Source organism: Burkholderia sp. LAS2 (assembly GCF_018417615.1).
GTDB classification, from domain to species: Bacteria; Pseudomonadota; Gammaproteobacteria; order Burkholderiales; family Burkholderiaceae; genus Burkholderia; species Burkholderia sola.
The window spans coordinates 3,555,685-3,578,737 of record NZ_CP071052.1; the positions used below are offsets into that span (position 1 = coordinate 3,555,685).

The window sequence follows — 23,053 nt, forward strand, 5'->3', positions numbered from 1 at the left end:
TATGACTCAAGCAACAAAAGCCAAGACGGTGCGCGGAACCGGTGTCCGGGAGGCAGCGGCACAGGAAACCCGCGACAAGATCCTGCGCGCGGCGACCAAGGTCTTCGCGCGCTACGGCTACGAAGGCGGCAGCGTGGAGCGGATCTCCAGGCTGGCGAAATCCTATGACCGGATGATCTATTACTACTACGGGAGCAAGGAGGGCCTGTTCGTCGCGGTGCTGGAAGGCATCTATCGGCGCATGGACGAGGCGGAGCTCAAGATGGCGCCGGATCCGTCGAATCCCGTGGAAGCGCTCAAGACCGTGATTCGCTTCAAGCTGGACTACTATTGGCGCAATCCCGATTTCATCACGCTGCTCAACACCGAGAACCTGCACCAGGGCAAGCATTTGGCCAGGCTCGAACGCCGGGGCGAATATTCGTCGCATGCGGTGCAGATCGTGGCCAGGATTCTCGAAAACGGCGCCGAACAAGGATTGTTCCGCACGGAACTGAACGCGCGCGACGTTTTCCTGCTGATCATTTCGGCAGCGTATTTTTATACGTCGAACCGCCACACGTTGTCCGCGTTCCTCGGCGAGGAACTGAATGCGCCGGAGGCCGTGCGCCGATGGGAAGCGTTCGTCATCGACAGCGTGCTGCGGGTCGTTCGCAAGGATCCGCCGATCGGCGATTGAGCGTGTGCCGGCGCCGATGTCGCCCCGCGTGACCATGACGATGCAGACACCTTGAAATGAACTACGTTCGCGCCACTACCCTCGACGAAGCGCTCGGTACGCTCGCGGCGCAGCCGCGGCCGCGCATCGTGTGCGGGGCCACCGACGCATTTGCCGATATCGGGCTCGTGCCGGCGCGCTCGGCATGGCTGGATATCAGCCGCGTCGACGCGCTGCGCGGCATCGAGCTGAACGACGGCGTCGCCCGTATCGGTGCGGCCGCCACGTGGGACGCCATCGCGCGCACGGCATGGCTGCCCGTGGCGCTCACGGACGCAGCCGCGTCGATCGGCCCCCGGCAGATTCGCGTGCAGGGCACGATCGGCGGGAACGTGTGCCATGCGTCCGCCGTCGCGGACGGCATCCCCGCGCTGCTGGCGCTCGATGCGAGCGTCGAACTGGCCAGCGTGCGCGGCATGCGCCGCTTGCCGTTGGCCGAATTCCTGCTGGGCAACCGCCGGACCGCGCTGGACGCCGACGAATTGCTGGTGGCGCTGCGGTTTGCGCAACCCCGCGCGCACGCGCGTACGTCGTTCATCAAGTGCACGAATCGCGACGGCGCGGCGATCGCCGTGGTGTCGGCCGCCGCGCAGTTGCGCGTGTGCGCCGCGGGGACGATCGAGGCGGCCGCCGTTGCCGTCGGCGGCGCCTCCGACGTTGCGCGCCGGATGCAGGTGCTCGAAAATGCACTGACGGGCCGGCGGCGCGACGAACTGGCCGACGTGCTTGCAACGTCGCCGCTGGACGAGCTGTCCCCGGCCGACGACTGCCGGGCGACCGCCCTGCATCGCCTTCATCTCGCGCGGCTGGCCATCTCGCGCGCTTTCACATGCTGCATCGAGGAGAACGCACGTGGCGCATCCGCAGCCTGACCCGCTTGCCGACGTTCGCGAAACGATCGCGGGCGGCGGCCCGGCGATTTCGCCGGAACCGGACTGGTTCGATCTCAACGGCACGCGGCGCCCCCTGCCGGCGGACCGCTCGCAGCGCCTCGTCGACCATCTGCGTGCGGACCTGCGCCAGTTCGGCACCAAGGAAGGCTGCCGCCAGGGCGATTGCGGCAGTTGCACGGTGATCGTCGACGGCGACGCACGCTATGCATGCCTGATCCCGGTCGGGCAGATCGCGGGGCGTCGTGTCGTCACCGTCGAAGGTCTTGCCGACGGCACGCGATGCGGCAGCCGCCTGCAGCAGGCGTTTCTCGCCCATCAGGCGGTGCAATGCGGTTTCTGCACGCCCGGCATGCTCACCGCGGCGGCGGCGGCCATCGACGCCGGCGAAGTCAGCGACCGCGCCGGTGCGCGGGCCGCGATCGACGGCGTGCTGTGTCGCTGCACCGGCTATCAGAAGATCGTCGACGCGGTGACCGAAGTCGGATGCGGCGCCGCCGCACGGTGCCGCACGCCCGCGCCGTCCGAAGGGCCGTCCGTCGGCGTCCCGCTCACGCGTCTCGACGGCCCCGAAAAAGTCGACGGCAGCCAGCGATTCGGCGCCGACGACTACCCGGCCGACAGCCTGTTCGTGCGCGCGGTGCGTTGCCCGCATCACCGCGCACGTTTCGCGTTCGGCGACCTCGCCGCATTCGTCGACGCGCATCCGGGCGTGCATCGCGTCCTCACCCACGCCGACGTGCCGGGCATGAATCTGCACGGCGTCGCGACGCCGTACGCGGACCAGCCGGTCCTTCCGGATACCGAGACACGCCACCATCTCGAGGCGGTCGCGCTGGTGGTCGGCGAGCGCGCCGCGCTCGCGGCGCTCGATTTCGACCGCTTTCCGGTGCGGTGGGCGCCGCTGACGCCGGTTCTCGCGATCGCCGACGCCGTGCTGGACGACAGTCCGCAGCTGCACGCCGATCGCCCCGGCAACGTGCTGATCGAGGGCGTGGTGCGCCGCGGCGACCCGGAGCGCGCGATACAGGATGCCCGTCACGTCGTCAGCGCAACGTTCCAGTCCAGTTTCGTCGAGCATGCGTACCTCGAGCCGGAAGCCGGCTGGGCGCGACGCGTGGGCAACGTGATCGAAATCCATTCGTCGACGCAGGCGCCGCATCCGCATCGCGCCGACCTCGCGCGCATTCTCGGCGTGGCGCCGGAACAGGTGCGCGTCGTGGCGACCGCGGTCGGCGGCGGCTTCGGCGGCAAGCTCGACATGACGGTCCAGCCGCTGCTCGCGATCGCGGCCTGGCATCTCGACCGGCCCGTCGCGATGGCGTTCTCGCGCGAGGAATCGATGGCCACGTCGACCAAGCGCCATCCCGGCCGCATGACGTCCAGCATCGCCGCCGATGCCGATGGGCGGCTGCGCGCGGTGACGTTCGAAGGCGACTACAACACCGGCGCGTTCGCGTCCTGGGGGACGGCCGTCGCGAATCGCGTACCGGTGCATGCGGGCGGCCCGTACGTGATTCCGCACTACGCGGCGCACACGCGCGCGATTCATACGCACGTCACGCCGGCCGGCGCTTTCCGCGGCTTCGGCGTGCCGCAGACGACGATGTCGCAGGAACAGCTGATCGACGAGCTGGCGTTCGCGGCGGGCATCGATCCACTCGAGTTCCGCGCGCTGAATGCGTTGCGCCCCGGCGATACGCTGCCGACCGGACAAGTGCTCGACGACAGCGTCGGCCTCGTCGCATGCCTCGATGCGCTGCGTCCGGCGTGGCGTGACGCGCATGCGCGGATCGCGACGCTGAATGCGGCGGCGCCCGGCCACATTCGTCATGGCGTCGGCGTCGCGGCGTTCTTTTACGGCTGCGGCAACACCGCATTGCCGAATCCGTCGACGGTCCGCTTCGGCATCCGGCGCGACGGCACGATCGTCCTGCACCAGGGTGCGGTGGATGCCGGCCAGGGCGCGAACACGGTCATTCCGCAAATCGCGGCCGACGCGCTGGGCGTACCGGTCGACCGGCTGCGATTCGTCGGCCCGGATACCGCGCTGTCGCCCGATTGCGGCCGCACGTCGGCGTCGCGGCAGACCTTCATCACCGGTCGCGCGGCCTTCCTTGCCGGCTCCGCGCTGCGCCACCGGCTGCTCGCGTTCGCCGGCGCGGCGTCCGATGCGCGGATTTCGTCCGATGCGCGCGGCATCGCCGTCGACGGCCATCCGGTGGATCTGCGGACGCTGCCCGTCGATGCGCACGGCTACGTGATCGCGGCCGAGGAGCGCTTCGATCCGCCGACCACGTCGCTCGATGCGTCGGGGCAAGGCACGCCTTATGCAACCTACGCGTTCGGCGCGCAGATGGCGGAGGTCGCGGTGGACCGCGAAAGCGGGCGCGTGCGCGTACTCAAGGTCGTGGCCGCGCACGACGTCGGCAGGATGGTCAATCCGACGCTGCTCGAAGGACAGGTCGAAGGCGCGGTCGCGCAAGGCATCGGCATGGCGCTGATGGAGAAGTACCACCCCGGCCGATACAACAATCTGCACGACTACGTGATTCCGACCGTGCACGACATGCCCGACGTGCAGTCGATCTTCGTCGAGGCGCCGACGGCCGTCGGCCCGTACGGCGCGAAAGGCATCGGCGAGCCGGCGCTCGTGCCGACGGCCGCGGCCATCCTGAACGCGATCCATCACGCGACCGGCGTACGCATCCGCGAAGCGCCGGCCACGCCGGACGTCGTGCGGCGCGCACTCGCGACCGGCAAACGCCCTTCCGCACTTCGATAGCGCCATCCCTACTTCACGAACAACAACAATGACGACAACGAGAGATGCCGACGAAGCCGCGCTGCGAATCGTGCCGCGCGCGTCGTGGTACGCCGAACTCGATTCCGCGGGCAAGCGCGCGTTCAAGGCGGCGTTCGCCGGCTGGGCGACCGATGCGTTCGACTTCATGGTGTTCAGCTTCGTGCTGGCTTCGCTGATCGACCTGTGGGGCCTCGATCGCGGCAAGGCCGGCCTGTTGAGCACCGTGACGCTGATTTTCTCGTCCGTGGGCGGCTGGATCGCGGGCATCCTCGCGGATCGATACGGACGGGTCAAGGTATTGCAGGGGACGATCCTGTGGTTCTCCGTCTGCACGCTGGCAATCGGTTTCGCGCAGAACTTCGAGCAGATCTTCGTGCTGCGCGCGCTGCAAGGGCTCGGCTTCGGCGGCGAATGGGCCGTCGGCGCCGTGCTGATCGGCGAGATCGTCGCACCCGCCCATCGCGGCAAAGCGGTCGGCCTCGTGCAGAGCGGCTGGGCCATCGGCTGGGGCGGCGCGGCGATTCTCTACAGCATCGCGTTTTCGGTCCTTCCCGAGTCGCTGGCCTGGCGCAGCCTGTTCTGGGTGGGTATCGTGCCCGCCCTGCTCGTCCTGTACGTACGCAAGCACGTACCCGAACCGGAAGTGTTCGTGCAGGCGGACGCCGCCCGCAAACAAGGCGCAGGCCAGCCGTCGGTGTGGGCGATCTTCTCGCGCGCGCACGCACGGCGCACGGTGCTGGCCGCGCTGCTCTGCACCGGCATCCAGGGCGGCTTCTATGCGATGTCGACGTGGCTGCCGGCCTTTCTCAAGATCGAGCGACACCTGTCGGTGCTCGATACGGGCGCCTATCTGTTCGTGATCATCGTCGGGTCGTTTTGCGGCTATGTCGTCGGCGCGTATCTTTCCGACTGGTGGGGACGCCGACGCAACTTCATGCTGTTCTCCGCGCTCTCCCTCGTGTCGGTGTGCGCGTACCTGACCGTCCCGCTGTCGAATGCACAGATGCTGTGGCTCGGCTTTCCGCTCGGCTTTTCGTCATGCGGCATCTTCAGCGGCGTCGGCGCGTACCTGACGGAACTGTATCCGTCGACTTTCCGCGCCAATGCGCAAAGCTTCACCTACAACTTCGGACGCGGCATCGGCGCGCTGTTCCCGAGTCTCGTCGGGATGCTGAGCCATTCGCTCGGCCTCGCGCTGGCCATCGCGATCTTTTCCGGCGCAGCCTATGGCGTGGTGCTGCTCGCCGTCCTGCTGCTGCCGGAGACGAAGGCGACGTCGCTTTGAATGCCGGACGCGGCTGCGGTCGCTAGCCGCGAACAGCCGCCGCGCGGTCGACTTCCGGTATGCTGATCCAAGCGAAATCCCGGGAATCAAGGTAACCACTGCGATGGACATCGCGATCCGCATCGAAGGCCGTCACGACCTGACGGGGCAAATCTTCCGGCAACTGCGCACGGCGATCGTCGACGGGCGGCTCGAAGGCGGCGCGCGGCTGCCGTCGACGCGCGACCTCGCGAAACAGCTCGGCGTGTCGCGCAAGACGACGCTCGACGCGTTCGAGCGCCTCGTCGCCGAGGGCTACCTGACGACGCGCGCGGGCGACGGCACGTTCGTCGCCCGCGGCCTCGCGCGCGTGCCGCATGCCGCGGCAACGTCGGCGCCGTCGATCGTCGACGAGATGCCGCGCATCGACGCGGTCGATGCACGCGCGCTGTGGAACGACCTGCCCGACGCGCTCGCGATGCCCGCGCCGCAGGACGCGCCCGGCTTCGACTTTCGCGGCGGCGTGACCGACAAGACGCTGTTCCCGTTCGACGCCTGGCGGCGCTGCCTGCATCACGCGCTGCGCCAGCAGGCGCGCGGGCCCGGCCAGTACCACGACCCGGCCGGCGATCCGCAGTTGCGCGGTGCGATCGCGCGCTACGTCGGATTCAGCCGCGCGGTCGCCTGCAGCTGGGACGACGTGCTCGTCACGCAAGGCGCGCAACAGGCGCTCGACCTGCTCGCGCGCGTCGTCGTGCGGCCGGGCGACGTCGTCGCGGTCGAGGATCCCGGCTATCCGCCCGCGCGCGCCGCGTTCGCGTCGCTCGGCGCGACGGTGATCGGCGTGCCGGTCGACGCGCAGGGCCTCGTCACGGAACGGCTGCCCGACGACGCACGGCTCGTCTACGTGACGCCGTCGCATCAGTTCCCGCTCGGCATGCCGATGACGCTCGATCGCCGCGTCGCGCTGCTCGAATGGGCGCAGCGCCGCCGCGCGGTGATCATCGAGGACGACTACGACGGCGAATTCCGCTTCGAAGGCCGGCCGGTCGAATCGCTGAAGAGCCTCGACCGCACGGGCCTCGTCGCGTACGTCGGCACGTTCTCGAAGACCATCTTTCCCGAGCTGCGGATCGGCTACGCGATTCCGCCGCGCGCGCTGCGCGGCGCGCTGGCCAAGGCGAAGCAGATCGTCGACTGGCACACGTGCACGCTGACGCAGGCGGCGCTCGCGCGCTTCATGCTCGAAGGCGATTTCGCGCGGCACCTGAAGCGCGTGCAGAAGCACTACGACGCGCGTCGCAAGATGCTGATCGCGCACCTGCGCGGCGAACTCGCGCCGTGGTTCGACGCGATCGTGCCGACCGCCGGCATCCATCTCGCCGCGCACCTGAAACCGGGGCTCGACGAAGCGGCGCTGGTCCGCGCGGCGCGCGCGCAGGACATCGGCCTGTACGGGATCTCGGCGTTTCACGTGGGCGGGCCGGTGCGCCCGGGGCTGCTGTTCGGCTATGGCGGGATCGACGCGCTGCGCATCGACACGGCGCTCGCGAAGCTGGCCGGCTTGCTCGATGCCGGCATCGCGGGCGGCCCGCCACTGGTTACCTGAATTTCCGTGGAATTGGCTATTCAAGCAGGCCAGTACGGCTCTTAAAGTGGGTCCTGTCGCGCCACTCCGGCGCACCCAACCGAAAAGGACCTGCCATGCAACCGCGCCTGAACTTCTATGCCGCCAGCCCGAATGCGATCAAGGTGATGCGCAACGCCGAGGAATTCCTCGCGAAGAGCTCGATCGAGAAGCCGCTCGCCGAACTCGTCCGCCTGCGCGCGTCGCAGATCAACGGCTGCGCGTTCTGCGTCGACATGCACACGACCGACGCGCGCAAGGGCGGCGAAACCGACCGCCGTCTCGCGACCGTCGTCACGTGGCGCGAAACGCCGTTCTTCACCGAGCGCGAACGCGCTGCACTGGAATGGACCGAGGCGCTGACGCTGGTGGCCAGCAACCACGTGCCCGACGCCGTCTGGGAAGCCGTGAAGCCGCACTTCACCGACGAGGAGCTGTTCGACCTGTCGATGCTGATCGCGACGATCAACGCGTGGAACCGCTTCGCGATCGCGTTCCGCAAGATGCCCGAGTAAGGCGCCGACGATGATCCGTTCCCCGCTCCATCGCGTCGCGCTGTGCGCCGGGCTCGTGCTCGCCGCGGCGCTGCCGGCCGCCGCTCACGCGCACGACGCCGACGACAGCGTGCACGCGATCATGCAGCAGGCCGTGCCCGAAGCGCCCGGCAAGCTCGCTGTCGTCGCGACGGTCGACTATGCGCCCGGTCAGGTGTCCGAACCGCACCGGCATCTCGGCTCGGTGTTCGCCGTCGTGTCGAAAGGCGAAGTGCTGTCGCAGGTGAACGACGGCCCGCTGCGCCGCTATCGCGCCGGCGAAGGCTGGTACGAACCGCCCGGCTCGCGCCATCAGGTGTCGCGCAACGCGAGCGCGACCGAGCCCGCGCAACTCGTCGTGTTCGGGCTGACGGGCGAGCATCAGCCGCTGAAGTCGCCGATCGATCAGTGATGCCGGAACGGGCGCGGGCGCGACAGGGCCCGCGCCCGTGTGCCGCGCGCTCGCCCGCCGGTTTTCCGCCTGCGTTCGCTGTCCGGCTGTTTTCCGCCTGTTTTCCCGCCCTTTCTCGTTAGCCGCTTCCTACATTCCGGCGCGGGTGCCCTGCCCGCCGTCGCGTCGCCCCCCCCGCTCGTCCACGCCGCTGCTTGCCGTTCCCCTGATCGCGATCAACGCACGCGCGGATCCTTCCTTGAAATTAACTAACCCATCAATTAGCGTCATCTGCATGAACGCGAAATCCGCCGTCGCCCGGCCGCGCGGGCGCCGCCCGTCGGTGGACGATTTCGACCTGCGCGACCACATGCTCGACGTCGCGACGCAACTGTTCGCCGAACGCGGCATCGCCGCGACGACCGTCGCGCAGATCGCCGCCGCTGCCGGCGTCACGTCCGCGATGGTCCACTACTATTTCACGAATCGCGAGCAGCTGCTCGACGCGATCGTCGACGAGCGGATCGCGCACGCCATCGCGTTCGTGTGGCGGCCGACCGACCCGCCCGCCGACGACCCGTTCGCGCTCGCCGCCGAACTCGTCGACCGCTTCTTCGACGTGACGGGCCGGATGCCGTGGCTGCCGTCGATCTGGCTGCGCGAGATCGTCCACGAAGGCGGATTGCTGCGCGAACGGATGATCCGCCGCATTCCGCTCGAGCACGTCGGACACCTCGCCGAACGCATTCGCGCCGCCCAGCGGGCCGGCACGCTGAATCCCGCGCTCGAACCCGCGTTCCTGTTCCATTCGATCGTCGCGCTCGTGATGCTGCCGCTCGCGACCGCGAAGCTGTGGCAAAGCGCGCGCGGCCTGCCGCCGATCGACCGCGACGTGCTGCACCGGCATGTCCGCGCGCTGCTGGATTCGGGCATGCGGCCGCCCGCTGCCGCCCCTCGCGCACGCACGCGCGCGCCGCGGAGGCCGTCGTGAACGCGGCGCGCACCTGGCCGCTCGCGCTGGGCGCGGCCGTCGCGCTGCTCGCCGGCTGCGGCCGCCAGACCGATCGCACGCCGACGTATCAAGGCTACGTCGAAGGCGAATTCGTGTACCTGTCGTCGTCGCAATCGGGCACGCTGACGCAGCTGTCGGTCGAGCGCGGCCAGGCAGTCGCCGCCGGCGCGCCCGCGTTCTCGCTCGAGGCCGTCAACGAAACGGCCGCGCTGCAGCAGGCGCGGCATCAGTTCGACGCGGCGCGTGCGCAGCTCGCCGATCTGCAGACCGGCAAGCGCCCGCCCGAAGTGAACGTGACGAAGGCCCAGCTCGCGCAGGCGGCCGCCCAGGCCGCGCGCGCCGCTGCGCAGCTCGCCCGCGACGAACGCCAGTACGCGGCGGGCGGCATCTCGAAGCAGCAGCTCGACGATGCGCGCACGGCCGCGCAGACCACCGCCGCGCAGATGCGCGAGCTGCGAAGCCAGGTCGACGTCGCGCGCCTGCCGGGCCGCGCGCAACAGGTTGCCGCGCAGGCCGCGCAGGTCGACGCCGCGCAGGCGGCCGTGGCCGAGGCGCAATGGAAGCTCGACCAGAAGCGCGTCGCCGTGCCGGCGGCCGGGCGCGTGTACGACACGCTGTACCGCGTCGGCGAATGGGTGCAGGCCGGCAATCCGGTCGTGCAGATGCTGCCGCCGCAGAACCTGAAGGTGCGCTTCTTCGTGCCGGAGGCCGCCGTCGGTTCGCTCGCGCCGGGCCGCGCGGTCGCGATCCATTGCGACGGCTGCGCGGCCGACGTGCCCGCACGCATCACCTACGTGTCGAGCGAAGCCGAATACACGCCGCCCGTGATCTACAGCAACGAGAGCCGGAGCAAGCTCGTGTTCATGATCGAGGCACTCCCCGCCGCGGCCGACGCATCGAAGCTGCGCCCGGGCCAGCCCGTCGCCGTGAGGGTGCCGTGAACGCGTCGCCAGCCCCGTATGCGATCGACGTCGAGCGCCTGAACAAGCGTTTCGGCGACAAGCACGTCGTGAAGGACGTATCGCTGCGCGTCGCGCGCGGCGAGATCTTCGGCTTTCTCGGGCCGAACGGCAGCGGCAAGACCACGTCGATCCGGATGATGTGCGGCCTGCTGACACCCGATTCGGGCAGCGGCACCTGCCTCGGCTACGACATCGTGCGCGACAGCACGCAGATCAAGCGCCGCGTCGGCTACATGACGCAGCGCTTCTCGTACTGGGAGGACCTGTCGATCCGCGAGAATCTCGACTTCGTCGCGCGCGTGTACGGGATGGCCGACCGCAAGGCCGCCGTCTCGCGCGCGCTCGACGGGCTCGGCCTCGCGAGCCGCGCGGACCAGCTCACCGGTGCGCTGTCGGGCGGCTGGAAACAGCGCCTCGCGCTTGCCGCGTGCATGCTGCACGAGCCCGAACTGCTGCTGCTCGACGAACCGACCGCGGGCGTCGACCCGGCCGCGCGCCGCGATTTCTGGGAAGAATTGCACCGGCTCGCCGCGCAAGGAATCTCGGTGCTCGTCAGCACGCACTACATGGACGAAGCCGAGCGCTGCCACAAGCTCGCGTATATCGCGTACGGCGAATTGCTCGCGCAAGGCACGTCGGCCGAGATCGTCGCATCGCAGGGATTGTCGACCCGCGCGGTCACCGGCGAGCACCTGGCCGAACTGTCCGCGCGACTGCATGCGATGCCGGGCATCGACCAGACCGTCGTGTTCGGCTCCGCGCTGCACGTGAGCGGCCACGACCGCGTCGCGCTCGACGCGACGCTCGCGCAGGTCGCGCGCGACGATGCGGCGCTGCGCATCGCGCCGATCGAGACGGGGCTCGAGGACGTCTTCATCTACATGATGAGCCGCGCGTCCGGCCCGGCCGGCGGAGCGACGCGATGAGACCGTGGGCGCGCCTGCACGAATCGTTCTCGGCCGCGCGCTGGTGGAGCATCGTGCTGAAGGAATTCCTGCAGTTGCGCCGCGACCGCGTGACGTTCGCGATGATCGTCGGCGTGCCGATCATCCAGCTCGCGCTGTTCGGCTTCGCGATCAACACCGATCCGAAGCACCTGCCGACGGCGGTGATCGCCGCCGATCCGAGCCCGTTCACGCGCAGCTTCATTGCCGCCATGCGCAACTCCGCGTATTTCGACATCGTCGAGACCCTGCCCGACGAAGCGGCCGGCCGGCGCGCGCTCGCGCGCGGCGACGTGCTGTTCGTGCTGAGCGTGCCGGCCGATTTCTCGCGCCGGCTGCTGCGCGGCGAACGGCCGTCGCTGCTCGTCGAGGCCGACGCGACCGACCCCGTCGCGACCGCGTCCGCGCTCGGCGCGCTGTCGGGCCTTGCGCAAGCGGTCGCGGCGAAGGACCTGAGCGGGCCGCTCGCGCACCTGAACGGCCGCCCGGCCGCGTTCGGCGTCGTGCTGCACCGGCTGTACAACCCCGAGGGGATCACGCAATACAACGTCGTGCCGGGCCTGATCGGCGTGATCCTGACGATGACGATGGTGATGATGACGGGGCTCGCGATCACGCGCGAACGCGAGCGCGGCACGATGGAGAACCTGCTTGCGACACCGGTGCGGCCGCTCGAGGTGATGACGGGCAAGATCGTGCCGTACGTGTTCATCGGCCTGATCCAGGTGTCGATCATCCTCGCGGCCGCACGCTTCGTGTTCGCGGTGCCGTTCATCGGCAGCCTGCCCGCGATCTACCTCGCCGCGCTGCTGTTCATCGCCGCGAACCTGACGGTCGGCATCACGCTGTCGTCGCTCGCGCAGAACCAGTTGCAGGCGATGCAGCTCGCGGTGTTCTACTTCCTGCCGAACATCCTGCTGTCGGGCTTCATGTTCCCGTTCGCGGGAATGCCGGCGTGGGCGCGGGCGATCGGCAACCTGCTGCCGCTCACCTACTTCAACCGGCTCGTGCGCGGCATCCTGCTGAAAGGCGACGGCTGGGCCGACCTGTGGCCATCGGTGTGGCCGGTCGCACTGTTCACGGTCGTCGTGATGGGCGTCGCGCTGCGTTTCTACCGGCGCACGCTGGACTAGGCGGCGCGCGATGAAACCGGCTTCGCGTCGCGCGCGCGCCCCCCGCCCGGCCATCGCCGTTTCGCTGGCGGTCGCCTCGTTCGTCGCCGGCTGCGCGGTCGGGCCGGATTTCCGCACGCCGGACGCGCCGGCGACGCAACGCTACACACGCGGCGCACCGCCGGCGACGACGGCCGACGCCGTGCAAACATTCGCGCCGGCCGCGCATGCGCCGGTGCGCTGGTGGACGCGATTCGGCTCCGAACCGCTGAACCGGCTCGTCGATACCGCGTGGCGCAACAGCCCGACGCTCGCCGAAGCGCGCGCGCGGCTCGACGAAGCGCGACAGAACCATGTGGCGCAAGCCGGCGCGACGATGCTGCCGCGCGTCGACGCGAACCTGTCCGCGACGCGCGAGAGGGTCGACATCGCCGCGTTCGGCCTGCCGGCCAATGTGCCGAACCCGGGGCCGTTCACGTTGTACGACGCATCGGTGAGCGTGTCGTACACGCTCGACGTGTTCGGCGGCAACCGGCGCGCGCTCGAAGCGCTGCGCGCACGGATCGACTACCAGTCGTACACGCTCGACGCGGCGCGCCTGACGCTCGCGGGCAACGTCGTCGCCACCGCGATCCTGCGCGCGTCGCTCGTGCAGCAGATCGCGCTCACGCGGCAGCTCGCCGACGCGCAGGCGCGGCAGTTGCGCATCGTCGAGGCGCGCGCGGCGGCGGGCGGCGTGTCGCAGGCCGACGTCCACGCGCAGCGCACGCTGCTCGCGCAGACGCAGGCGTCGCTGCCGCCGCTCGCGGCACGACTCGCGCAGGCCGACCATCGCCTCGCGATCCTGCTCGGCGCGCCGCCGGCCGATGCCGACCTCCCCGACCTGACGCTCGATGCGCTCGCGCTGCCGCGTGCGTTGCCGATTACGCTGCCGTCGACGCTCGCACGCGAGCGGCCCGACATCCGTGCGGCGGAGGCGATGCTGCATCAGGCGAGCGCGAACATCGGCGTCGCGACCGCGAACCTGTATCCGCGCTTCTCGATCTCGGCCGGCGTCGGCTCCGAACGCACGAGCGTGGCCGACATCGTGAACGGCCTGAATATCTGGAACATCGGCCTCGGTCTCGCCCAGCCGCTCTTTCGCGGCGGCGAGCTGCGGGCGAAGCGACGCGCGGCGCAGGCCGCCTACGACGCGGCGTTTGCGAGCTATCGGTCGATCGTGTTGCAGGCGCTGCAGCAGGTCGCCGACGCGATGCGCGCCGTCGAGCACGATGCCGCCGAATGGCAGGCGCGGGACACGGCCGCGCGGGAGGCGGAAGCCAGCTGGGCGATTGCCGGCGTGCGCTACGCGGCGGGCGGGATCAACGCGTTCGAGCTGCTCGACGCGCAGCGGCAGGCGCTGCAGACGACGCTCGAACGCACGCGCGCGCAGGCCGACCGGCTCACCGATACGGCCGCGCTGTTTCAGGCGCTGGCGGGAGACTGGGCGGAGCAAACGGCCGCCCCATGAAAAAACCGGCCCGAAGGCCGGTTTTTCATACCGCATGCCGTGAGCGGCGCTCGCGCGCCGCGCGACATCAGAAGCGGTGGATCAGGCCGACGCCGACGCCGATCTGGTTCTGCTTCGAACCCGCGCCCACGCCGTCGCCGATCGACGTCGTTGCCGCGATGACCGCCGCGCCGTTGAGCGTGTTGCCGCTCGCGTGCTGATACGCCTCAACCGCGTACAGGCCCGTGCGCTTCGACAGGCTGTAGTACTGCGACAGCGTGACCTGGTGGTACTTGGCCGAGCTCGAGATGCCGTTCGACTCGGTCGCACGCGTGTACGAGTAGCCTGCGGCGAAGTCCCACTGCGGCGATGCCTTCCAGTGCAGCACGGCGCCTGCCGTGTTGAAGATCGCCGTGTTGCGGAACGACGAGCCGACGCCCGGGATGTACTGGACGTTCGAGTACGACGCCGAAATATCCCACGACGGCGTGAACTGGTAACCGGCCGTCACGGCGACGCGCTGTTGCGACTGTGCCGTCTTGTAGCCGTTGTTGATCGACGACACGGCCTGTTCCGCACCGTTGCCGCTCGTATCCAGACCGTTCTGGGCGGTCGAGTTCGCGCCCCACACACCGCCGCCGAGCGTCGAGTTGTTGATCTTCTGGTAGCCGACCGCGATGCCTGCCGGGCCGTTCAGGTACTGGATCGCCGCGCTCCACGTCGAGCCGCGGTTCGTCGCGCCTGCGACGCCGCCGAACGAGTACGAACCGCCGACCGTGAAGCCGTAGAACTTCGGCGACATGTAGACGAGCGAGTTGTTCGCGCGGTAGCTGGTATCCAGCGAATCGATATCGCCCGGGTGCGCGCCGTAGTAGCCGGTCAGCCAGGTCGTCGGGCTGTACGGCGACAGCAGCGTGTAGTACGCGGTGTACTGGCGGCCGGCCGTCAGCGTACCGTACGTGGAGTTGGTCAGGCCAACCCATGCCTGACGCGTGAAGATGCCGCCCGTCCACTGCGACGAGCCGTTAGCCGTGTTGACGCCGGCTTCCAACTGGAAAATCGCCTTCGTGCCGCCGCCGAGATCTTCGCTGCCCTTCAGGCCGAAGCGGCTGCCTGCCCACACGCCGGTGGACATTTGCACCTTCGAGTGACCGCCCGTGGTCGCACCGACTGCCGACGAGTTGTTCTGCCAGGCGATACCGTTGTCGACGATACCGTACAGGGTCACGCTGCTCTGGGCGTGGGCGGCGGTAGCGGCTGCGAGACCCGCTGCCGTCATGGCAAAAGCGACGCGCTTTTTCATTGATTCTCCGTCCTCAAAGAATGTTTCTTTTCTGGTGTGGTTTTATGACCGACACATGTGCGAGTACATGCCGACGCGATTCTGACGGATTACCGATTGTTTCCCAACATGTGCGGTCGGTCATCGTATGATCGACGCAACGCAGCGGTTCACCAAACGGTTACAAGACAGCCCGAAACGCTTGTGCAGCGGGTGTTTCCGGCATTTGCCGGTGAAAACCCTAGCTTTACATTTTTACGGGTGCAACACGACCGCCTGATGTCGTCAGACGCCTTCGGCGACAAAACGTCTTACCAATGCGCGTTCGAAGCTGACGCCGCGATTCACGCCGCCGCGCAGGATCGCCGACATTCGTGACACCCACATTTCGAGACACGAAATCATGAAAACGTTTTTAGTCGGCGTGCCGGAAACCGGACGGGTACGGTCCGGCGAACGCGGACCGGGAGGCGATGCCGGCGATCTTCAATGCCGTGGCGCAGGAGCCAGCCGCGCGGACACCGCATCGGCGAGCGCGGTCAGGCGCGCGCGAATCGCCGTGTTCGAACCGACCAGCGCGAGCGACGCCGCCATGATCCGGTAGATACGCTTTCTCGGCACCTTGGCCGGCTTCGTCGGATCGAGCCACGCCGCGTGGCCGGCCAGCAGCTCGAGCGTTTCGAGCCCGATCATGATCGGCCACAGGCACGCGAGCCGCAGCCGCACGAAACGGCGCGGGATCGCGAGCGTATACAGGCAGGCGTCGCGATACTGGTCGAGCGCGGCGCGCAGCAGGTCGACCAGCACGCCGCGCGCGCGTGCCGAATCCTCGGGCCGCATCAGGTCGGCCACCACGAGCCCGTGCGCGCGCAGCACGTCGTCGGGCAGGTAGCAGCGGCCGATGCGCAGGTCCTTCGCGCAGTCGCGCAGGATGTTGGTCATCTGCAGCGCCTTGCCGAAACGGATGCCCTTCTCGCGCATGTCCGCCAGATCCCAGTCGCGCGCGGCGCGCGTGTGCATCTCCGTCATGTCGGTCCAGAATTCGCCGACGCAGCCGGCGACGAGATACGTGTAGCGGTCGAGCATGTCGCGCGTCGGCAGCGAGGCGACCTGCCCCGACTGCTCGTCCGGAAACGTGCGCAGGTCGAATTCCATCCCCGCCGTCAGCGTCGCGACGACCTTGCGGATCGACGCGCGATCGGCCTCCGGCTGCGCGCGCAGCAGCGCGAGCATCGGCTCCATCGAGCCGAGCAGCAGGTGTTCGTGCGAATCGGTCTGCATCCGCGTCACGTCGTCGAGCGAACGCGACAGCGCCGCGCCGTCGCCAAGCCGCTCGACGTCGTCGCGCAGGTCGGTCAGCAGCGCGGCGCGCCGGTCGGGCGCGACAAGGGCCGTGTCGGCGATCGTGTCGGCCGCGCGCGCCAGCAAATACGCCAGGCCGACCGGGTCGCGCATGCCGTCGGGCAGCACGCGCAGCGTCAGGTAGAAGGAGCGGGAAACGTTCTTCAGCAGCTCGCCGAGCAGATAGGCGGGATCGGTATGGGTCGTCATGGGTCGGGAAAAATCGGCCGGCGCGGGCCCCGGACGCACACGGGCGCCGGGCGCCCGCGCCGGCCCGCGAGTCGCCGCATCGTCGCGCCAGGCGGGCGTCGGCCCCGGTGCGGCGATGCAAAATTCCCGCAAGTTTAGTGCATCCGGCGCGCGGGTTCGCTGTGACGGCCGGAATGCGGTGCGCGCCCGCCTGCCGTCACGCGCGCTACCGTGCGCACCGCCGCCCCAAAACGAAACGGAAAGGTCGAAGTAATACATATGTAATGATTCGATGCGACGATCGCGCACCGTTCGACTCCGCAGCCCGGCGCCCAGCCCGGCCGCCGGCGCGAGTGCCCTTTCCCGACTCCGTTTCGAAGGTTCATCGACATGCCCCTCAAGCGCCCGACCTCCCTGCGCTACGTCCCGTTCGCCTGTGCCGCCGCGTTCGTGCTCGCCGCGTGCGGCGGCGACGACGATCTGACGCGCGATCCCACTCAGCCGATTTCCGCGAAGGTCCAGGTGGTCGGCCATCGCGGCGCAAGCGCGCTGCGCCCCGAACACACGCTCGCGTCGTACCGCAAGGCGATCGAGGACGGCGCCGACGTGATCGAGCCCGACCTCGTGTCGACCCGCGACGGCGTACTCGTCGCGCGCCACGAGAACGAGATCTCGGGCACGACGAACGTGTCGACGCTGCCGCAGTTCGCGAGCCGCAAGGCGACCAAGACGATCGACGGCACGCAGTTGACCGGCTGGTTCACCGAGGATTTCACGCTCGCCGAGCTGAAGACGCTGCGGGCGCGCGAGCGCATCCCGCAGGTGCGCCCGGCCAACACCGCGTACAACGACCAGTTCGAGATTCCGACGTTCGACGAGATCGTCGCGCTCGCGAAACAGATGTCCGCGCAGACCGGCCGCACGATCCACCTGTATCCGGAAACCAAGCATCCGACCTACTTCCAGTCGATCGGCCTGCCGCTCGAGGATCGCCTCGTCGACGCGCTGCTGAAGGATGCGTACACGTCGCGCACGGCGACCGTCTACATCCAGTCGTTCGAGGTCGCGAACCTGAAGACGATCCGCAACCGGATCAAGTCGAGCCAGCCGAACTGGAAGCTCGTGCAGCTGATGGACGAAGCGGGCCAGCGCCCGTACGACTTCGTGAAAGCGAACGACACGCGCACCTACGGCGACCTGTCGACGCGCGACGGGATGCGCGAGATCGCGACCTATGCGAACGGCGTCGGGCCGTACAAGACGTCGATCATCGCGGTCGCCGCGGACGGCACGCTGCAGCAGCCGACGCCGTACGTACGCCATGCGCACGAGGCCGGCCTCGTCGTGCATCCGTACACGTTCCGCCCGGAAAACAATTTCCTGCCCGCGTCGCTGAAGGACGGCGGCACGCCGGCCACGCGCAATACGGCCGGCTCGGTGCGCGAGATCCAGGCATACCTGCGCGCGGGCATCGACGGCTTCTTCACCGACGATCCGGCCGTCGGTCGCACGGCCGTCGATACGTTCAAGCGCTGATACCCGGCGCCGACCCGCATCGCGACCGGGCGCCGCGCACGACGTGCCGCGCCCGGTTGCCCCGCGTCGGTCAGATCACGTTGAAGTGGTGCGTGCCGTCCCGCTTCAACTGGTCGACCAGTCCGTACTCCCAGTCGAGATATGCCTGCATCGCGGCGGCCGCATTGTCGGTGCCTTCGTACGGGCGCCGGTAGCGGTCGATGCGCGGCGACGCGAGATGCGTCTCGCCGCTCTCCAGCGGCAGCCCGGCGTCGATCCACGCGGCCGTGCCGCCGGTCAGCACCCGGATCTCGGCCGAGGCCGGCAGCAGCGCGCGCGCGTCGTCCGCCGCGAACCGCGCGAGCAGGCTCGATCCGCACGTGAACACGTAGCGCTTCGCGGGCGGAATCGCCGCCAGCGCGTCGCGCAACTGCGCACGCACGGCAAACCATGCGCCCGGGATATGACGCTTCACGTAGTTCGCGCTGGCCGTCACGTCGACGATCGCGAGTTCGCCCGGCGCGGCTTCCTTCAGCCAGCCGGCGAGCGTCGCGGGCGACACGTCGGCTGCGGGCGGCGTCGCCGGCACGTCGCGCGGCGGCTGGCCGCGCTCGGCGAATGCCGCGGCACCGGCCGGTTCGACGACGCGCACGTCCCAGCCCATCTGCGCGAGCCACGATGCGGTCATGTCCGCGCGCACGCCGTCGTCGTCGGCCAGCACGATCCGCGCGCCGCGCACGGCCGCGTGATGGTCGGTCTCCTGCACGAGTTGGCCGCCCGGCGTGCTCAGGAAGCCCGGCAGGTGGCCGGCTTCGTATTCCTCGGGCGTACGCACGTCGAAGCGGTACAGCGTGCGGCCCGGCTCGTCGAGCGCCGCGACGTCGGCCAGCGCGATGCGCGGCACGCCCGCGCGCTCGGCCACCGCGCGGGCGGCCCGACGCGCGTCGGCGCGCTGCGTCGCGTCGATCTCGTCCGGAAAGCGGCGCGCCGCGCCGCGCTCGAGCGTCTGGCCGGCCAGCGTCCAGCCGATCGTGCCGTTGCGCAGCGCGGCGACCGGGTTCGGCAGTCCCGCGTTGACGAGCGATTGCGTGCCGATGATGCTGCGCGTGCGGCCCGCGCAGTTGACGATCACCTGCGTCCGCGGATCCGGCGCGAGCGCGCGCACGCGCAGCACGAGCTCCGCGCCCGGCACGCTGGTCGACGTCGGGATGTTCATCGTCTGGTACTCGTCGAAGCGGCGCGCGTCGACGATCACGACATCGGCTTTCGCATCGATCAGCGCCTGCACCTCCTGCGCGGACAGCGACGGCGTATGGCGCTCGGCCTCGACCCATTCGCCGAACGACTTGCTCGGCACGTTCACGTCGATGAAGAGCTCGCCGCCCGCCGCGACCCAGCCCGCGAGGCCGCCGTCGAGCAGCCGCACGTCGGTGTAGCCGAGCCGCGCGAGCGTCGCGGCCGCGCGCGGCGCGAGATCCTCGCCACCCGCTTCGCCGAACACGACGACCGGCGTGTCACGGCGCGGAATCCGCGTCCACGCGTCGAGTTCGAGCTTCGACAACGGAAAGTTGGCGGCCCACAGCGGATGGCCCTGTGCATACGGATCTTCCTCGCGTACGTCGATCAGCGCGATCTCGTCGCGGGCCAGCAGGCGTGCGCGTACGTCCTCGTACGACGCGGCGGGAAAACGGGAAGTGGAATCGGCGGATTGCGTCACGATGTCTCTATGTTGAATGCGTTGAAGTCGGTGAAGAAAGCGGAACAAATCAAGCGTGGCCCTGCCCGCGCGCACCCGCAACGGGCCGGGCGTCGCGCGTTCGCGTCAGGCATTCGAATAGCCGGACACGAACGGCTTCACGGTACCGTCGTCCAGGTACACCGCGCGCTCGACCTTGCCGATGTTCGCGCCGTACACGTGGATGCTGATCGATACCTGGTCGGCGAACGCGTTGGTCACGCGGTGCACGTCGCCGATGCGCGGCGACACGGCCTCGACCTCGCCCGGCTGCAGCCGCACGGCGTCGCCCGCGGGCACCGGCTTGCCGGCCGCGTCGAACCGGTACGGCTGCGAGAACTCGCCGCCGCGCAGCATCCCGATCAACCCCCACACCGTGTGGTCGTGGATCGGCGTGGCCTGGCCTGGCCCCCACACGAAGCTGACGACCGAGAAGCGCTCGCCCGGGTCGAGATGCAGCAGGTACTGCCGGTAACGCTCGGGATCGGGCTGCGCGAACGCGTCGGGCAACCAGTCGTCGTGTTCGACGAGCGCGGCAAGCAGCGCGCCGCCCTCGTCGAGAATGCGCGCCTCGTTCGCGCCGGACGCGAGCAGCGCATCCAGCCCCTCGACGAACGGACGCAGCGGCGTCTGCTGCAACGAAAGCGTACTCATCGGCCGGCTCCTCGAATATGATGCGGAATATGATGGATCGTCATGATGCACCCGAAAGACCATGCAGAACAAACATGAAAATTAGCGATATCGACGCTTTTGCAGCGGTCGTCCGCTGCCAGACCCTGAGCCAGGCCGCGGCCGAGCTCGGGATGACGCAGCCCGCGATCACGCGGCGCGTCCAGAATCTCGAGGAAGCGCTCGGCGTGACGCTGCTCGACCGCAACACGAAGCCGCCGCGCCCGACCGACATCGGCCGGCAGGTGTTCGAGCAGTGTCGCGCGATCCTGCGCGAGGTCGACGCGCTGCGCGAACTGACGGCCGGCGAGCAGCCCCCGGCCGGCGAATTCCGGATCGGGCTCACGCAAGGGCTCGGCGAGCTGATGCTGCCGGCGCTCATCGCGGAGCTCGCCGCGCAGTGGCCCGCGCTCGCGACCCAGGTCACGACCGCATGGGGCGGCCTGCTCGTCGAACGCGTCGCCCGCCGCGAACTCGATGCGGCGCTGGTCTTCCTCGCCCGCGAAATGGTGCTGCCGGCGCAGGTCGAGGGTGAACGGTTGCTGGCCACGCGGCTCGTCGCGGTCGGCCGCAAGGGCGACTGGCCGCGACGCAGCTACCGGCTTGCCGATTGCCACGCGCGCGGCTGGGTGCTCAATCCGGACGGCTGCGGCTTTCGTGCGGGCCTGCGGCGCGCGCTCGACGCGCAGGGCCTGCCGATGCCGGTCACGCTCGATGCGTACGGCCGCGACCTGCAACTGCAGAGCGTCGCGAACGGCTTCGGCCTCGGGCTGATGCCGCTGCCGCTCGTCGAAGGCAGCCCGCTGCGCGATGCGCTCGACATCGTGCCGCTCGCCGATTTCAAGCCGCAGATCGACCTGTGGCTGCTGCGCCGGCACGATGCGGCGCGCCTCGACGCGCCGCTGGCGGCCGTCGCCGCGCATGCGCGCACGGCATTCGCGCTGCCCGAACGATCGCACGACAAGGCCGCCTAACGTTGTGGCGGTGGCTGCGGCCACCGCACAGCGCCTGCCTCCCGCCTCGCCATTTCCGGGCAAGGCAACCCGGCCCGGCTCACGCATCGCGTCGACCGGTTTCGATCCCGTTGCGTGACGTTGCGTCCGCCGCCGCGTTCGTCCGCCCGCGCGTTGCCGCATCGAGCACCGCCCGCCCCGCCGCCACCGCGATCGCGTCGTCCTGCGGCGTATGCACGCGGCTGCACAGCACGTCGCGATAGTGGCGTTCGAGCGGATTCGCGCGGCTCAACCCGTGATTGCCGGACAGCTTCAACGCCTGCTCGACCGTCCGGATCGCGTGCTCGGTCACGGTGCGCTTGACGAGGCCGCTGGTCGTCAGCGACGGCGCGTTGCCTGCGTCGGTGCGCGCGATGTGTTCGTCGAGCAACACGCGATTCGTATGCAGCCAGCCCTCGATTTCACCGACCGCCTCCTGCACGCGCGGCAGCGTCGCGAGCGGCGCGCCGAGCCCGCTCGGCGCACGCGTCGTCGCGAACTCGACCAGCCAGTCGCGCGACGCGCGCGCCACCGCGTCGTACAGGCTGCCGAGCAGCGCGACCATCCACGCCTGCTGATCGGCCTGCGCGTCGGCATCCGCGTGCGCGGCAGCCGACACGGCCCATGCGTCCGGCGCGCGCACGTCGACTGCGTGATCGGCCGGCAGCGGCACGTCGTCGAACACGACCTCGTGGCTGCCCGACGCGCGAAGGCCGACGTGATTCCAGCTTTCGATCACGCGGATGCGGTCGCCGTCGGTCTCCGGGTCGCGCGGCACGAGAAACACGCCGACGCGCGGCGTCGGCTCGTCGGTACGCGCCCACACGGCCAGCCAGCGCAGCGCCGGGATGCCGGTGCTGTAGAGCTTGTGGCCCGACAGCCGCCAGCCGTCGCCATCGCGGCGTGCGATAGTGTCCGGCAGCCCGCCGCGCGACGGCGAACCGAGCGCGGGCTCGACGCGCAGCGCGTTGATCAGCGCGCCGTGCGCGACCGCGCTGTCGAACACCGCGCGTCGCACCTGCGCCGGCCAGCGGTTGTCGGCGCGGCCGAGCGCGCGATGCTGCAGATACGTCATCGTCAACACCAGCGCGGTCGCCGGGTCGGCCCGCGCGACGGCAGCGACGATCCGGCTCGCCCGCGCCAGCGTCGCACCGGCGCCGCCATGCTCGCGCGGCACGACCTGCGCGATCAGCCCGGCACGATGCAGCCGTGCGAAGTTCTCGTGCGGAAAGCGGCCGTCGACGTCGTTGCGGGCCGCATCGGCGGCGAGCTCGGGGGCGAGGCGCTCGAGCAGCACGGCGACGCGCGCGTCGCTCGCCTCGTCGGCGTCTGCAGCGGCGACGAAGTCAGCGGCGTCAGCAGGCAGAAGGCGCAGCGAAGGTTGCGGTGGCGGCGAGGAAGCGGCAAGGCTGGCGGACATCGAAACGGATTCCCTGGGGTAGGTCGAACACGGCGGCGAAAGCGCGGCGGCAAATACAGCGTCAACGCGCGCCCGATCATTCATGAGCCCATAGCGTATGCGCAACGCATACGGCCCCAAACCATGCAAATCTGATATTCAAATCGGGATTGATTATTT

The 23,053-nt window shown here is 69.5% G+C and carries 19 protein-coding genes; 14 read left to right on the forward strand and 5 right to left on the reverse strand.

The features are described from left to right. Position 1: 1 nt before the first annotated feature. From JYG37_RS16475 to JYG37_RS16530, 12 genes are all read left to right on the forward strand, one after another. Complete coding sequence (locus JYG37_RS16475; protein WP_050010936.1) at positions 2 to 679, forward strand: TetR/AcrR family transcriptional regulator; 678 nt, start codon at positions 2 to 4, stop codon at positions 677 to 679. 56 nt (positions 680 to 735) lie between these two features. Next, complete coding sequence (locus JYG37_RS16480) at positions 736 to 1,590, forward strand: FAD binding domain-containing protein (protein WP_050010935.1); 855 nt, start codon at positions 736 to 738, stop codon at positions 1,588 to 1,590. Then, positions 1,571 to 4,393 (forward strand): molybdopterin-dependent oxidoreductase, encoded by a 2,823-nt coding sequence (locus JYG37_RS16485; protein ID WP_213345605.1) that lies wholly within the window; start codon positions 1,571 to 1,573, stop codon positions 4,391 to 4,393. Before JYG37_RS16480 ends, JYG37_RS16485 begins: the two co-directional genes overlap by 20 nt. Positions 4,394 to 4,421: 28 nt before the next feature. After that, entirely contained in the window at positions 4,422 to 5,699 is a 1,278-nt protein-coding gene (locus JYG37_RS16490; protein WP_050010933.1) for an MFS transporter, read from the forward strand. 103 nt (positions 5,700 to 5,802) lie between these two features. Continuing rightward, positions 5,803 to 7,287, forward strand: coding sequence for a MocR-like pyridoxine biosynthesis transcription factor PdxR (gene pdxR / locus JYG37_RS16495; protein ID WP_050010932.1), 1,485 nt, complete (start codon positions 5,803 to 5,805; stop codon positions 7,285 to 7,287). 95 nt (positions 7,288 to 7,382) lie between these two features. Then, positions 7,383 to 7,820, forward strand: coding sequence for a carboxymuconolactone decarboxylase family protein (locus JYG37_RS16500; RefSeq protein WP_050010931.1), 438 nt, complete (start codon positions 7,383 to 7,385; stop codon positions 7,818 to 7,820). A 10-nt stretch (positions 7,821 to 7,830) separates the two neighbouring features. Beyond that, on the forward strand, positions 7,831 to 8,250 hold the full coding sequence (locus tag JYG37_RS16505) for a cupin domain-containing protein (RefSeq protein WP_050010930.1): 420 nt from the start codon (positions 7,831 to 7,833) through the stop codon (positions 8,248 to 8,250). Positions 8,251 to 8,524: 274 nt separating this feature from the next. Then, positions 8,525 to 9,220: a TetR/AcrR family transcriptional regulator gene (locus tag JYG37_RS16510; RefSeq protein WP_050010929.1), complete on the forward strand. Its 696-nt coding sequence runs from the start codon at positions 8,525 to 8,527 to the stop codon at positions 9,218 to 9,220. Continuing rightward, entirely contained in the window at positions 9,217 to 10,182 is a 966-nt protein-coding gene (locus JYG37_RS16515) for an HlyD family secretion protein (protein ID WP_204384243.1), read from the forward strand. The genes JYG37_RS16510 and JYG37_RS16515 overlap by 4 nt, the downstream gene beginning before the upstream one ends. After that, the gene (locus JYG37_RS16520; RefSeq protein ID WP_124638088.1) at positions 10,179 to 11,129 is read left to right on the forward strand and encodes an ABC transporter ATP-binding protein; all 951 of its coding nucleotides are present in this window, start codon (positions 10,179 to 10,181) and stop codon (positions 11,127 to 11,129) included. Before JYG37_RS16515 ends, JYG37_RS16520 begins: the two co-directional genes overlap by 4 nt. Further along, complete coding sequence (locus JYG37_RS16525; protein ID WP_050010926.1) at positions 11,126 to 12,280, forward strand: ABC transporter permease; 1,155 nt, start codon at positions 11,126 to 11,128, stop codon at positions 12,278 to 12,280. The genes JYG37_RS16520 and JYG37_RS16525 overlap by 4 nt, the downstream gene beginning before the upstream one ends. A gap of 10 nt (positions 12,281 to 12,290) precedes the next feature. Continuing rightward, the gene (locus tag JYG37_RS16530; RefSeq protein ID WP_213345607.1) at positions 12,291 to 13,769 is read left to right on the forward strand and encodes an efflux transporter outer membrane subunit; all 1,479 of its coding nucleotides are present in this window, start codon (positions 12,291 to 12,293) and stop codon (positions 13,767 to 13,769) included. A 67-nt stretch (positions 13,770 to 13,836) separates the two neighbouring features. On the opposite strand, the gene JYG37_RS16535 is transcribed toward JYG37_RS16530, so the two are convergent. Together JYG37_RS16535 and JYG37_RS16540 are read right to left on the reverse strand one after the other, a co-directional pair. Next, positions 13,837 to 15,051: a porin gene (locus JYG37_RS16535; RefSeq protein ID WP_050010924.1), complete on the reverse strand. Its 1,215-nt coding sequence runs from the start codon at positions 15,049 to 15,051 to the stop codon at positions 13,837 to 13,839. Positions 15,052 to 15,516: 465 nt separating this feature from the next. Beyond that, positions 15,517 to 16,581, reverse strand: a complete 1,065-nt coding sequence (locus JYG37_RS16540) for a phytoene/squalene synthase family protein (RefSeq protein WP_213345608.1) — start codon at positions 16,579 to 16,581, stop codon at positions 15,517 to 15,519. A gap of 369 nt (positions 16,582 to 16,950) precedes the next feature. Here JYG37_RS16540 and JYG37_RS16545 point away from each other — a divergent pair, with 369 nt between their 5' ends. Beyond that, entirely contained in the window at positions 16,951 to 18,096 is a 1,146-nt protein-coding gene (locus JYG37_RS16545; protein ID WP_213345609.1) for a glycerophosphodiester phosphodiesterase, read from the forward strand. Between the two features lie 70 nt (positions 18,097 to 18,166). Here the strand turns inward: JYG37_RS16545 and JYG37_RS16550 are convergent, their stop codons facing one another. Further along, positions 18,167 to 19,792, reverse strand: a complete 1,626-nt coding sequence (locus JYG37_RS16550) for a rhodanese-related sulfurtransferase (RefSeq protein ID WP_213345611.1) — start codon at positions 19,790 to 19,792, stop codon at positions 18,167 to 18,169. Positions 19,793 to 19,897: 105 nt separating this feature from the next. Then, on the reverse strand, positions 19,898 to 20,464 hold the full coding sequence (locus tag JYG37_RS16555; RefSeq protein WP_050010920.1) for a cysteine dioxygenase family protein: 567 nt from the start codon (positions 20,462 to 20,464) through the stop codon (positions 19,898 to 19,900). A 17-nt stretch (positions 20,465 to 20,481) separates the two neighbouring features. Here JYG37_RS16555 and JYG37_RS16560 point away from each other — a divergent pair, with 17 nt between their 5' ends. Then, on the forward strand, positions 20,482 to 21,456 hold the full coding sequence (locus tag JYG37_RS16560; protein ID WP_179233168.1) for a LysR family transcriptional regulator: 975 nt from the start codon (positions 20,482 to 20,484) through the stop codon (positions 21,454 to 21,456). Positions 21,457 to 21,535: 79 nt separating this feature from the next. Here the strand turns inward: JYG37_RS16560 and JYG37_RS16565 are convergent, their stop codons facing one another. Further along, a complete protein-coding gene (locus tag JYG37_RS16565; RefSeq protein WP_213345612.1) occupies positions 21,536 to 22,894 on the reverse strand; it encodes an acyl-CoA dehydrogenase family protein in 1,359 nt (452 codons plus the stop codon). Positions 22,895 to 23,053: the final 159 nt, after the last annotated feature.

Coding starts and splice junctions, on each gene's coding strand:
- JYG37_RS16475 (WP_050010936.1), top strand. CDS start 2: ATGACTCAAGCAACAAAAGCCAAGACGGTGCGCGGAACCGGTGTCCGG.
- JYG37_RS16480 (WP_050010935.1), top strand. CDS start 736: ATGAACTACGTTCGCGCCACTACCCTCGACGAAGCGCTCGGTACGCTC.
- JYG37_RS16490 (WP_050010933.1), top strand. CDS start 4,422: ATGACGACAACGAGAGATGCCGACGAAGCCGCGCTGCGAATCGTGCCG.
- pdxR (WP_050010932.1), top strand. CDS start 5,803: ATGGACATCGCGATCCGCATCGAAGGCCGTCACGACCTGACGGGGCAA.
- JYG37_RS16500 (WP_050010931.1), top strand. CDS start 7,383: ATGCAACCGCGCCTGAACTTCTATGCCGCCAGCCCGAATGCGATCAAG.
- JYG37_RS16505 (WP_050010930.1), top strand. CDS start 7,831: ATGATCCGTTCCCCGCTCCATCGCGTCGCGCTGTGCGCCGGGCTCGTG.
- JYG37_RS16510 (WP_050010929.1), top strand. CDS start 8,525: ATGAACGCGAAATCCGCCGTCGCCCGGCCGCGCGGGCGCCGCCCGTCG.
- JYG37_RS16525 (WP_050010926.1), top strand. CDS start 11,126: ATGAGACCGTGGGCGCGCCTGCACGAATCGTTCTCGGCCGCGCGCTGG.
- JYG37_RS16530 (WP_213345607.1), top strand. CDS start 12,291: ATGAAACCGGCTTCGCGTCGCGCGCGCGCCCCCCGCCCGGCCATCGCC.
- JYG37_RS16535 (WP_050010924.1), bottom strand. CDS start 15,051: ATGAAAAAGCGCGTCGCTTTTGCCATGACGGCAGCGGGTCTCGCAGCC.
- JYG37_RS16540 (WP_213345608.1), bottom strand. CDS start 16,581: ATGACGACCCATACCGATCCCGCCTATCTGCTCGGCGAGCTGCTGAAG.
- JYG37_RS16545 (WP_213345609.1), top strand. CDS start 16,951: ATGCCCCTCAAGCGCCCGACCTCCCTGCGCTACGTCCCGTTCGCCTGT.
- JYG37_RS16555 (WP_050010920.1), bottom strand. CDS start 20,464: ATGAGTACGCTTTCGTTGCAGCAGACGCCGCTGCGTCCGTTCGTCGAG.
- JYG37_RS16560 (WP_179233168.1), top strand. CDS start 20,482: ATGATGCGGAATATGATGGATCGTCATGATGCACCCGAAAGACCATGC.
- JYG37_RS16565 (WP_213345612.1), bottom strand. CDS start 22,894: ATGTCCGCCAGCCTTGCCGCTTCCTCGCCGCCACCGCAACCTTCGCTG.